This window comes from Pseudomonas sp. NMS19W (genome assembly GCF_051554255.1).
GTDB classification, from domain to species: Bacteria; Pseudomonadota; Gammaproteobacteria; order Pseudomonadales; family Pseudomonadaceae; genus Aquipseudomonas; species Aquipseudomonas kribbensis.
Map to the genome: position 1 here is coordinate 5,100,872 of NZ_CP136718.1, position 11,958 is coordinate 5,112,829.

Consider the following 11,958-nt stretch of genomic DNA (forward strand, 5'->3'; position numbering starts at 1 on the left):
ATAAAACAGCCCCGGTCATTTGACGTTTTGCTTGAAGCCTCAACCTACGCGGTAGTTTGGTGCTTCCTTGGTGATCTGCACGTCGTGGACGTGGGATTCGGCCATGCCGGCACCGGTGATCCGCACGAACTCAGGCTTGGTGCGCATTTCTTCGATGTTGGCGCTGCCGGTGTAACCCATCGAGGAACGCAGACCGCCCATCAACTGGTGAATGATCGCGCTCAGGGTGCCCTTGTAAGGAACACGGCCTTCGATGCCTTCCGGAACCAGTTTCTCGGCGCCTGCCGAAGAGTCCTGGAAGTAACGGTCGGAAGAACCTTGAGCCTGGGACATGGCGCCCAGCGAACCCATGCCGCGATAAGCCTTGTACGAACGGCCCTGGAACAGTTCGATCTCGCCCGGCGCTTCTTCGGTACCGGCGAACATCGAGCCCATCATCACGCAGGACGCACCGGCCACGATGGCCTTGGACAGGTCACCGGAGAAACGGATGCCGCCGTCGGCGATCAACGGAACGCCGGTGCCTTCGAGGGCAGCGGCAACGTTGGCGATGGCACTGATTTGCGGAACGCCGACACCGGCGACGATACGGGTGGTGCAGATCGAGCCAGGGCCGATACCGACCTTGACCGCATCGGCGCCGGCTTCGGCCAGAGCCTTGGCAGCTGCGCCGGTGGCGATGTTGCCGCCGATCACCTGCACTTCAGGGAAATTCTCTTTGACCCAACGAACGCGGTCGATCACGCCTTTGGAGTGACCGTGAGCGGTGTCGACCACCACCACGTCCACACCGGCATTGACCAGCGCGGCAACACGGTCACCGGTGTCTTTACCGGTACCGACTGCAGCGCCGACGCGCAGACGACCTTGATCGTCCTTGCTGGCCAGCGGGTAGGCCTTGGCTTTTTCGATGTCTTTGACGGTCATCATGCCTTTGAGGGCAAACTTGTCGTCGACGATCAGGACTTTTTCCAGGCGGTGCTTGTGCAGCAACTCGCGGACTTCGTTCTTGTCGGCGCCTTCGCGAACAGTGACCAGACGTTCTTTCGGCGTCATCACTTCACGAACGGTGGCTTCCAGACGGGTTTCGAAACGCACGTCACGGGAAGTGACGATGCCGACCAGGTCGCCATCGTGCAGCACCGGAACGCCGGAAATGTTGTGCATGCGGGTCAGTTCGAACAGATCACGAACCGTGGCGTCAGCCTCGATGGTGATTGGATCCTTGACCACACCGGCTTCGAACTTCTTGACCTTGCGGACTTCGGCAGCTTGCTGCTCGATGGTCATGTTCTTGTGGATAATGCCGATGCCACCTTCCTGAGCCATGGCGATTGCCAGACGGGCTTCGGTGACGGTGTCCATGGCGGCAGAAACCAGAGGAATATTCAGTTCGATGCCACGGGTGAGGCGGGTCTTGAGACTGACTTCGTTAGGAAGCACCTCGGAATAACCAGGCACTAGGAGAATGTCGTCGAATGTCAGAGCTTCTTGGCTGATACGCAGCATCGCGGGGGCTCCCGAGCGGGAAAATGGAAGCGCGCCATTATAGTCAGACACCCCTTCGGGTTCAATGTAAAACTTGTCTTATATCAATGTTGCTGATGTACGGGAAAAGCCGCCCCTACAACTCGACCTTGACCCAGCTCACCGGCTGATCCAGCCAGTCGGCGAATTCATCGATGAAACTCTGCTTGAACCCCGCCTCCAGCCAGTTGTTGAAGATGAAACCGAGGTTGGAAAACCCGCACTCCTGCAAATACAGAAAGCCGTTGATATCGTCTTCATGCCCGCATTCGGGGCAGGTGAAGTTATCGGTGCGACCCGGCATCCAGTCTTCCAGGCTTTCGAACAGCGCTTCGCCGATTTCCTGACGACACTCGGCGCAACCGGCTTCTTCGAGAAAGCCCTTGGCCGGGGTGTAGATACAGCGTTTGGTAATGACTTCCAGACCATTGATCGGCTCACCGAACGGCAACGCCTCAGGGTGCAGCACCACCGCGCGGGCGCCATCGGCGATGGCGTAGGCCATGCGATTGCCGGTGCGTCCGCAGGTGCTCAGTTCTTCCTTGACGATGTTCTTGCGCACCAGCCAGCGCAGGATCGCCCGGGCGCGGGGCTCGTGCACCGGCAGGTTGGAGATTTTCGGGACGATGATGCTTTGGGAGTTCATGGTGCAAGCCTGCTGCGTCAAAGGAAGTTCTGCGACGAACGCGGCCGGCAGCTTAATCCCTGAGACAATCCGGTCAAGTGCTTATATAGCGGCCGATCAGCGCCAGACCGCTCGCCAGCACCAGCCAGGTCACCAGCCGCACGAAGGCCTCGCGGGACAAACGCATGGTCAGCCGCCGCCCGATCCACAAGCCCAGCGCCATGGCCGGCAACAGACACAGCGCGAGCATCAACAAGGGTAGCTCGGCATACACCCCGGCGATGGCAAACAGACTCAAACGCACCACCGTGCTGCAACTGATCAGCGCACTTTGCGTGGCCCGGGCCGCGTCCTTGGGCAGGCGGCTGTTGAGGTAGATCGCATAAAGAAAGCCGCCGCTGCCGAACAATGCCCCGAACAGTCCGCCCACCGTGCCCATCGGCAACGCCCAGCCGGCAGACAGCTGCGCCGGCCGGGCCTTGATCCACAAGCTGTAGATCGCATAGGCCGTGATGAACAGTCCCATCAGCAACAACAGCAGATCGGATTTGAGGTTGAGCAGGAAAATCACCCCCAGCGTGCATCCGATTGCCATGCACGGCAGCAGCCGCAGCAACTCCGGCTTCGCCACATCTCGCCGCGACGGCAGCAGATTGCCGAACGCGGCGACAAAATCCAGCAACACCAGCAACGGCACGATTTTCGACAGCGGCATGAACAGGATCAGGATCGGCCCCGCCACCAGCGCCGTGCCAAAACCGGCAATACCGAACACGATGTAGGCCAGCGCGACACCCACTCCGATGACTGCCCAGCCCCCGAAGCCCCACGACCATTCGCTCAACAACCCCGCCACACTCATCCGCTCGCTTCCTTTAATAAGCCTGTGATGACTTTAGCCAGCGCCGAGGGTTGCGACTAATATCATCGAAACCACCAAGCTATCTCTTAAAGGCATGCCTCGTGCTTTCAACCCGTCAATTGCGCTATTTCGTGGAAATTGCCGAGTGCGGCAGCTTCAGCGCCGCCGCCGAACGCCTGTTCATCGCCCAGTCAGCGCTGAGCCGGCAGATCAAGGACATGGAAACCCGCCTGCGAACGCCGCTGTTCGAACGCACCGCCCGTCAGCCCCGGCTCACTGCCGCTGGCGAAGCATTTTTGCCCCGAGCCAGAAACCTGCTCAATGAATTGAACAAGGCCAGCACCCTCGCCACGGAAGTCGGCCAGGGCCAGCGCGGCACCTTGCGCCTGTGTCACTCCAGCACCGTGCCGATCAGCGGCCGATTGTTACGCGAAATGAGCGCTTACCTGGAGCAGCAACCCGGGGTTTCGCTGGACATCGGCACGTTGTCTTCGGAGGCACAGCTTGAGGAGTTGGCCGAGGGGCGGCTCGACATCGGACTGTTGCGCCTGCCGGTGCTGCGCCAGCGCGAAGGTGTTCAGGTTGTGCCGCTCTACACCGAGCGCTTGCTGCTTGCCGTGCCGGCGGATCATCGACTGGCACTGGCTGAATCGGTCAATCTGGCGCAGTTGAAGGACGAAGCGTTTATTTCCATCCCCCATCCGCAACGCGGAGGGTTGAGTTACTTGTGCGCCGACCTGTGCATGCGTCACGGTTTCTTCCCCCAGGCTGCACGGGTGATGTCGCGCAAGACCACGCAGCTGCAATTGATCCAGGCCGGTTTCGGCATCGCCCTGCTGCCGGAGTCGATGCAGGACATCGCGCCCGCCGGTGTGAGATTTGTGCCGCTGACCGGCGATTGCCAGAGCACCGTCGCCCTCGCCTTTCGGCAAAATCCCACACCACTGGTGCAACACTTCCTCCAGACATTCACCGGCGAAAGCCTTTAAACTGCGCCCCATGATTAAAGATCCCTTTGCAAGACTCGGCCTCGACCGCGAAGTCCTGACCGTCAGCCAGCTCAACGGCCGCGCGCGGGTGTTGCTCGAAGACGTGTTCAGCAACATCTGGGTCGAAGGCGAAATCTCCAACCTCGCCCGCCCGGCGTCCGGCCACGTGTATTTCACGCTCAAGGACAGCGGCGCGCAGGTTCGTTGCGCGCTGTTTCGCCAGAACGCCGCGCGGGTGCGTCAGGCGCTGAAGGACGGTCTGGCGGTCAAGGTGCGCGGCAAGGTCTCGCTGTTCGAGGGCCGTGGCGACTATCAGTTGATCCTCGACACCGTGGAGCCTGCCGGTGACGGCGCCCTGCGTCTGGCTTTCGATGCCTTGAAGGAAAAGCTCAGCGCTGAAGGCCTGTTCAGTGCCGAGCGCAAAGTGCCGCTGCCGGCCCATCCGCAGCACATCGGCATCATCAGTTCGCCGACCGGCGCGGTGATCCGCGACATCATCAGCGTGTTCCGACGCCGTGCGCCGCAGGTCAGGCTGACCCTGATCCCGACTGCCGTTCAGGGTCGCGAAGCCACGGCGCAGATCGTCCGCGCCCTGAAACTCGCGGATGCCCGGGGCTTCGACGCGCTGATCCTGGCGCGTGGCGGCGGTTCGCTGGAAGACCTCTGGTGTTTCAACGAAGAGGCCGTTGCCCGGGCGGTGGATGCCTGCGTGACACCGATCGTCAGCGCCGTCGGCCATGAAACCGACGTGTCGATCAGCGACTTTGTGGCCGACGTCCGTGCGCCGACGCCTTCTGCAGCAGCCGAATTGCTCGCCCCGGATTCCAGCCACCTGATCCGTCAGGTCGAAAGCCTGCACCGCCGACTGGTGATGCGCATGCGCGACCGCCTGATGCGTGATCGTCTGCGACTGGAAGGAATGGCCCGCCGCTTGCGCCATCCCGGTGAGCGACTGCGCCAGCAGGCACAGCGCCTGGATGACCTGGACATGCGCATGCGCCGGGCGTTCGAACGACAGCTCAATACCCGCCGCGAACGCCTGATTCGTCTGGAAACCCGCCTTGCCGGGCAACATCCCGGCCGGCAACTGGCGCTGCTGCGCCAGCGTCTCGACAGCCTCGCCGAACGACTGCCACGCGCCATGAACGAAGGCCTGAAACGCCGGCGCCTGCAGTTGCAAAGCCAGATGCAGACCCTGCACGTGGTCAGCCCGCTGGCGACCCTCGGTCGCGGCTACAGCATTTTGCTCGACGAGCGTGGCAATGCGATCCGCGACGCGGCGCAAACCCACACCGGCCAGCGTCTGAAGGCCAGACTGGGCGAAGGCGAACTGCAAGTGCGCGTCGAGGACAACCACCTGACGCCCGTCACTCTTTCTTTACTGGACTGATCCATGCCGCGTTTTCTTGCTCCATTGCTGTTGTTGTGCCTGACCTTCAATGCCCACGCCGACAGTTACATCACCCGGCTGCTGAACAAACCGGTGCCGGGCGGCGTTGCAGTCGTCGATCTGGGCACTGCCGCGCAAGCACCGAAAGCCACGTATCAGGGCAAACCGGTGCTGGTGGTCAAGGAACAGAACAACTGGCTGGCGATTGTCGGCGTTCCCCTGACCGTCAAACCCGGCACCCAGCAGATCAGCAGCGGCGGTCGAAACCTGAACTTCACCGTCGGCAACAAGAAATACCCGGAACAGCACATCACCCTGAAGAACACCCAGCAGGTCAATCCGAACCCGGCGAACCTGAAGCGCATCGAGGGTGAACTGGCCGAGCAGATCAAGGCCTACCGCAGCTTCAGCTCGAACACACCGAGCAACCTGTTGCTGGACAAACCGGTCAACGGGCCGCTATCGAGCAAGTTTGGCGTGCGCCGTTTCTTCAACGGCGAAGAACGCAATCCACACGCCGGCCTCGACTTCGCGGTGCCGGCCGGCACACCGATCAAGACCCCGGCGGCGGGCAAGGTGATCCTGATCGGTAACTACTTCTTCAATGGCAACACCGTGTTCGTCGACCACGGCCAGGGCTTCATCAGCATGTTCTGCCACATGTCGAAGATCGATGTGCAAAACGGCCAGCAACTGGCGCGCGGCGCGGTCGTTGGCAAGGTGGGTGCAACAGGTCGGGCGACCGGGCCGCACATGCACTGGAACGTCAGCCTGAACGATGCGCGGGTTGATCCGGCGATCTTTATCGGCGCATTTCAACCTTGATTTCAGGTTGATTCGCCTCCAGCGGGGATTGCGCGCGACGAATGGTCCGCGCAATCCCCGCCAACAATAACCGCCATATCAAGAATAAAATCTCGGAAAAAACCGCTTTCCGGGTATTCCTCTCAATTTTTTTCGACTGCTTGCCATCCTCATCCCCCGCGGTTAGGGTTGAAGGCATGAAAACCTCTCACACCCTTATTCAGCTTCGCCAGCACCGCAGCCTGTGCCTTGTCAGCGCACGACTGCCGGGCTGAATCGCTGCGCCTCGTCCCAAGCTTCTCCGAACATTCGTTCCACCGGCAGGCCGCCTCTTTTCGGCCCAGACAATAAGGAATTTCCCGATGAGCATGCTCAAAGACCCGTCTTCGAAATACCGCGCGTTTCCTGTGATCAACCTGCCGGATCGCACCTGGCCGTCGAAAACCATCGATGCCGCGCCGATCTGGTGCAGCTCCGACCTGCGTGACGGCAACCAGTCGTTGATCGAGCCGATGGACGCGGTGAAAAAGCTGCGCTTCTGGAAAACCCTGGTGCAGGTCGGTGTGAAAGAAATCGAAGCGTCGTTCCCGGCCGCTTCGCAAACCGACTTCGACTTCGTGCGTACCCTGATCGAAGACGGCCACATCCCGGACGACACCACCATTCAGGTGCTGACCCAGGGCCGTGAAGATCTGATCGAGCGCACCTTCGAATCCCTGCGCGGGGCGAAAAAGGCGATCGTTCACCTGTACAACGCCACTTCCCCGTCTTTCCGTCGCATCGTCTTCAACCAGGACAAGGACGGCATCAAGGCCATCGCCGTAAACGCCGCCAAGCTGTTCGTCAAATACGCCGCCATGCAGCCGGACACCGAGTGGACCTTCGAATACTCGCCGGAAACCTTCAGCGCCACCGAACTGGAGTTCGCCAAGGAAGTCTGTGACGCGGTGATCGAGGTCTGGAACCCGACACCCGAGCACAAGATCATCCTCAACCTGCCGGCCACCGTTGAATGCGCGACCCCGAACGTCTACGCCGACCAGATCGAGTGGTTCCACCGCAACATCAACCGTCGTGACAGCGTGATCATCAGCCTGCACACCCACAACGACCGTGGCACCGGTGTGGCCGCCACCGAGCTGGGCCTGATGGCCGGTGCCGACCGCGTCGAAGGCTGCCTGTTCGGCAACGGTGAGCGTACCGGTAACGTCGACCTCGTCACCGTGGCTCTGAACATGTACACCCAGGGCCTCGACCCGCAACTGGACTTCTCCGACATCGACGGCGTGCGCAAAGTCGTCGAAGAGTGCAACCAGATTCAGGTTCACCCGCGTCACCCGTACGTCGGCGACCTGGTGCACACCGCGTTCTCCGGCTCCCACCAGGACGCGATCCGCAAGGGCTTCGCCCAGCAGAAACCGGACACCCTGTGGGAAGTGCCGTACCTGCCGATCGACCCGGCCGACATCGGCCGCAGCTACGAGGCGGTGATCCGCGTCAACAGTCAGTCGGGCAAGGGCGGCATCGCCTACCTGCTGGAGCAGGAATACGGCATCAGCCTGCCGCGCCGCATGCAGATCGAGTTCAGTCAGGTCGTGCAGCGTGAAACCGATCGTCTGGGCCTGGAAATGACCGCCCAGCAGATCCACTCGCTGCTGCACACCGAGTACCTGCAAGCCAACACCCCGTATGCGCTGGTCAGCCATCGCCTGCAGGAAGAAAACGGCCACAGCGCCGTCGAAGTGGAAGTGGCAAGCAAGGGCCAGGGCGAGACCAACCTGCACTGGCGCGGCAAGGGCAACGGTGCGCTGGAAGCACTGGTGGCCGGCCTGCCGATCCCGGTGGAGATCATGGACTACAACGAACACGCCATCGGCGCGGGCACCAACGCCAAGGCAGCGGCGTACATCGAGCTGCGCGTGAATGGCGAACGTGCAGTGCACGGCGTGGGTATCGATGAAAACATCACCACCGCCAGCTTCAAGGCCCTGTTCAGCGCGCTCAACCGCTCGCTGAGCCAGCCGGAAGCAAAAGCGGCGTAAATTACCGCTGAAATGCAAAAGGCCCCGGAGTGCGAACTCCGGGGCCTTTTTTATGCCTGCTGGCTTTATGTTGCCTGAACTGGCCTCTTCGCGGGCTTGCCCGCGATGGGGTCCGCACTGACAACGCAAAAACTCAGGTGAACTCGAACGTGTCCGCATCCAGATTCGCCGGGAATCGCTCGCGGTAAGCCGCCAGCGGTGCAGCTTCCAGTACTGCCTTGAACACCCCGTCCGCCTCCCCCGCCGCCAGCAAGGTCTCGCCCTGGAAGTCCAGCACCTGACTGTCGCCGGTGTAGGCAAAACCCTTGCCGTCGGTGCCAACACGATTCACCGCCGCGACGTAGCACAGGTTTTCAATCGCCCGCGCCGGCAGCAAACGATTCCAGTGCAGACGCCGTGCCCCTGGCCAGTTGGCGGTGTACAGCAGCAGGTCGGTGTCTTGTGCATCGCGGCTCCACACCGGGAAACGCAAGTCGTAGCAAATCAGCGGCCGGATGCGCCAGCCCTTGAGTTCGAACTGCACCTGGCGTTCGCCGGGCGTGTAGTGATTGTGCTCGCCGACCATGCGGAACAGATGGCGCTTGTCGTAATGCCACACTTCGCCGTCCGGGCGTGCCCATAACAGGCGATTGCGATGGCTGCCGTCGGCGGCCTGGATGATCACGCTGCCGGTGATCACCGCATTGAGCTTCGCCGCCTGTGCCTTCATCCATTTGCTGGTCGGGCCGTTTTCGGCTTCCGCCAGGGTTTCGGACTCCATGGAGAATCCGGTGGTGAACATTTCCGGCAGGATGATCAGATCCGCCCCGCGCGCCTGCTCCAGCAACGCGTCGAAATGCTCGAGGTTGGCCTGACGATCATGCCAGGCCAGGCTGGTCTGGATCAGCGCCAGGTTGAGATCGGGCAAAGCACTCAAATCACGCATAGTTTTGCCGCCGCTTCCCGCAGCGTCTCCTCGCGTTTGGCGAAGCACAGGCGCACCAGGCGCTGGCCTTCGGGTGGATTCTGGTAGAACACCGACACCGGGATGCTCGCCACACCATGTTCGCGAGTCATCCACATCGCCATCTCGACATCGTTCAGGTCGGGACGGATCTGTGAGTAATCGACCAGTTGGAAATAAGTGCCGGTGACCCGGGTAAAGTTGAATCGCGACGGCGCCAGCAGATCACAGAACAGATCGCGCTTGGCCTGATAGAAACCCGGCAGTTCTTCGACGTGTTCAGGATGCTCGGCCATGTAATCGGCCAGCGCATATTGCAGCGGCGTCACGCCACAGAAGCTGACGTACTGGTGCACCTTGCGCAGTTCGGCGGTCAGGGCCGGCGGCGCCACGACGTAGCCGGTTTTCCAGCCCGTGACGTGATAGGTCTTGCCGAACGAGCTGACCACAAATGCGCGCTGATACAACTCTTCATGGGCCAGCACGCTCACATGGGGAACGCCGTCGTACACCAGGTGTTCGTAGACTTCGTCGCTGATCACATAGATGTCGCGATCGCGGATCAGCGCCGCCAACTGGTCCAGCTCTGCGCGACTGATCAGGGCGCCGCTGGGGTTGTGCGGGGTGTTGAGGATGATCATCCGCGTGCGCGGGCTCAGCGCTGCACTGAGCTTGTCGAAGTCGATGGAGAAATCCTCCAGACCGAGTTGCACATGCACGCAGCGCCCACCGGCCAGCTCCACCGACGGCTCGTAGCTGTCGTAGGCCGGATCGAACACGATGACTTCATCGCCGCTGTGGATAACCGCCTGGATCGCACAGAAGATCGCCTGGGTCGCGCCGGGGGTGACGGTCACCTCGTGATCGGCATCGACATTCACCCCGTAGCTGCGGGCGATCTTCGCCGCAATCTGTTGGCGCAGGGCCGGCAGACCGGTCATGGGCGAATACTGGTTATGGCCGCTGGCGATGTGCCGACCGACCGCATCGCGCAGCGACTGCGGGCCGTCGAAATCGGGAAAACCCTGGGACAGGTTGATAGCTCCGGTCTGTGCCGCGAGCTGAGACATCTGCGTGAAAATAGTGATGCCGACATTCGGCAGCTTGCTGTTGATCATCGGGAGCCCCTTGCAGGTGAGCTGCAAGTTTCAAGCTGCAAGCTCCAAATCACAAGCGGCAAGTTACAAGCTGCAAGCTGCAAGCTGAATTCACCGCCCACAAAAAAGGGCTCCGTGAGAAGCCCTCTTTGTTTTTACGCTTTTACTTGAAGCTTGCAGCTCGAAACTTGCAACTCGAAACCGCTTTATCGCTTGTCGCGGCGCTTCTTGCTGGCCTTCTTGTTGTGCGACATCAAACGACGCTTCTTGTTGACCTGGCGGTCGGTCAGCGTGTTCTTGTTGCCTTCGTACGGGTTCTCGCCGCCCTTGAACTCGATACGGATCGGCGTACCGACCAGTTTGAGCACACGGCGGTAAGTGTTTTCCAGATAGCGCACGTACGAGTTCGGCACTTTCTCGATCTGGTTGCCGTGGATCACGATCAGCGGCGGGTTGGCACCACCGAGGTGGGCGTAGCGCAGCTTGATCCGGCGGCCGTTGACCATCGGTGGCTGGTGCTCGCTGACCGCGTCTTCGAGGATCTGGGTCAGGCGGCTGGTCGGCCAGCGGGTGACCGCCGACTTGAACGAGTTCTGCACCGAAGCGTAGAGGTTGCCCACGCCGGTACCGTGCAGGGCCGAGATGAAGTGGATGTCGGCGAAGTCGACGAAGAACAACCGGCGTTCCAGTTCGGTCTTCACGTAGTCACGCTCGCCCGGTGTCATGCCATCCCACTTGTTCAGCGCGATGACCAGAGCACGGCCGGACTCGAGTGCAAAACCGAGCAGGTTGAGGTCGTGATCGACCACACCTTCGCGGGCGTCCATCACGAAGATCACCACGTTGGCGTCTTTGATGGCCTGCAGGGTTTTGACCACGGAGAACTTTTCGACTTCTTCGTGGATCTTGCCGCGCTTGCGCACACCGGCAGTGTCAATCAGCGTGTACTTCTCGTCGTTACGCTCGAACGGGATGTAGATACTGTCGCGAGTGGTGCCCGGCTGGTCGTAGACGATCACTCGTTCTTCACCCAGCATGCGGTTGACCAGCGTCGACTTGCCGACGTTCGGCCGGCCGATGATGGCGATCTTGATACCGTCCTTTTCGCTCGGGCCAGGAATGCGCTTGGCTTCCTCGCCTTCGGCAACTTCTTCCTGCTCTTCGCCTTCCTGCGGCTCATCCTCATCTTTCGGGAATTCGCTCAGGGCGATTTCCAGCAATTGAGTGATGCCACGACCATGGGCGCCGGCAATCGGGATCGCATCGCCCATGCCCATCGGGGCAAATTCGGCGCGAGCCATTTCCGGATCGATGTTGTCGACCTTGTTGGCGACCACGTAAGAACGCTTGTTACGCTTGCGCAGGTGTTCGCCGATCATCTGGTCGGCGGCGGTGAAACCGGCCTTGGCATCTACCAGGAACAGAACGACATCCGCTTCTTCGATGGCCAGCAGCGACTGCTCGGCCATTTTTTCGTCCATACCATGCTCGTCACCGGAGATACCGCCGGTGTCGATCAGAATGTAGGAACGCCCTTGCCACTTGGCCTCACCGTACTGGCGATCACGGGTCAGACCGGACAAGTCGCCGACGATGGCGTCGCGAGTCCTGGTCAGGCGGTTGAACAAGGTGGACTTGCCGACGTTCGGTCGGCCCACCAGGGCGATTACGGGAACCAT

10 protein-coding genes are annotated in these 11,958 nt (G+C 61.1%); 4 read left to right on the forward strand and 6 right to left on the reverse strand.

The window, feature by feature from the left end; translation table 11 throughout:
* Window positions 1-39: 39 nt before the first annotated feature.
* The 3 genes from guaB to R1A29_RS23290 form a co-directional block, all read right to left on the reverse strand.
* Complete coding sequence (guaB, locus tag R1A29_RS23280) at window positions 40-1,509, reverse strand: IMP dehydrogenase (RefSeq protein ID WP_034156270.1); 1,470 nt, start codon at window positions 1,507-1,509, stop codon at window positions 40-42.
* A 115-nt stretch (window positions 1,510-1,624) separates the two neighbouring features.
* Window positions 1,625-2,173: a hypothetical protein gene (locus R1A29_RS23285; RefSeq protein WP_011335799.1), complete on the reverse strand. Its 549-nt coding sequence runs from the start codon at window positions 2,171-2,173 to the stop codon at window positions 1,625-1,627.
* 73 nt (window positions 2,174-2,246) lie between these two features.
* Window positions 2,247-3,014: a sulfite exporter TauE/SafE family protein gene (locus R1A29_RS23290; protein ID WP_438299721.1), complete on the reverse strand. Its 768-nt coding sequence runs from the start codon at window positions 3,012-3,014 to the stop codon at window positions 2,247-2,249.
* Between the two features lie 101 nt (window positions 3,015-3,115).
* Here R1A29_RS23290 and R1A29_RS23295 point away from each other — a divergent pair, with 101 nt between their 5' ends.
* From R1A29_RS23295 to leuA, 4 genes are all read left to right on the forward strand, one after another.
* Window positions 3,116-4,003, forward strand: a complete 888-nt coding sequence (locus R1A29_RS23295) for a LysR family transcriptional regulator (protein WP_438299722.1) — start codon at window positions 3,116-3,118, stop codon at window positions 4,001-4,003.
* A 10-nt stretch (window positions 4,004-4,013) separates the two neighbouring features.
* Window positions 4,014-5,393, forward strand: coding sequence for an exodeoxyribonuclease VII large subunit (gene xseA, locus R1A29_RS23300; protein ID WP_438299723.1), 1,380 nt, complete (start codon window positions 4,014-4,016; stop codon window positions 5,391-5,393).
* Between the two features lie 3 nt (window positions 5,394-5,396).
* The gene (locus tag R1A29_RS23305; protein WP_438299724.1) at window positions 5,397-6,218 is read left to right on the forward strand and encodes a peptidoglycan DD-metalloendopeptidase family protein; all 822 of its coding nucleotides are present in this window, start codon (window positions 5,397-5,399) and stop codon (window positions 6,216-6,218) included.
* A gap of 341 nt (window positions 6,219-6,559) precedes the next feature.
* Window positions 6,560-8,239 carry a 2-isopropylmalate synthase gene (gene leuA / locus R1A29_RS23310; protein ID WP_085709408.1) on the forward strand — a complete coding sequence of 560 codons (1,680 nt, stop codon included), beginning with the start codon at window positions 6,560-6,562 and terminating at the stop codon, window positions 8,237-8,239.
* Between the two features lie 133 nt (window positions 8,240-8,372).
* Here the strand turns inward: leuA and R1A29_RS23315 are convergent, their stop codons facing one another.
* From R1A29_RS23315 to der, 3 genes are all read right to left on the reverse strand, one after another.
* On the reverse strand, window positions 8,373-9,164 hold the full coding sequence (locus R1A29_RS23315; RefSeq protein WP_438299725.1) for an amidohydrolase: 792 nt from the start codon (window positions 9,162-9,164) through the stop codon (window positions 8,373-8,375).
* The gene (locus tag R1A29_RS23320; protein WP_438299726.1) at window positions 9,152-10,300 is read right to left on the reverse strand and encodes a pyridoxal phosphate-dependent aminotransferase; all 1,149 of its coding nucleotides are present in this window, start codon (window positions 10,298-10,300) and stop codon (window positions 9,152-9,154) included. Before R1A29_RS23320 ends, R1A29_RS23315 begins: the two co-directional genes overlap by 13 nt.
* Before the next feature lie 185 nt (window positions 10,301-10,485).
* Entirely contained in the window at window positions 10,486-11,958 is a 1,473-nt protein-coding gene (der, locus tag R1A29_RS23325; RefSeq protein WP_085699823.1) for a ribosome biogenesis GTPase Der, read from the reverse strand.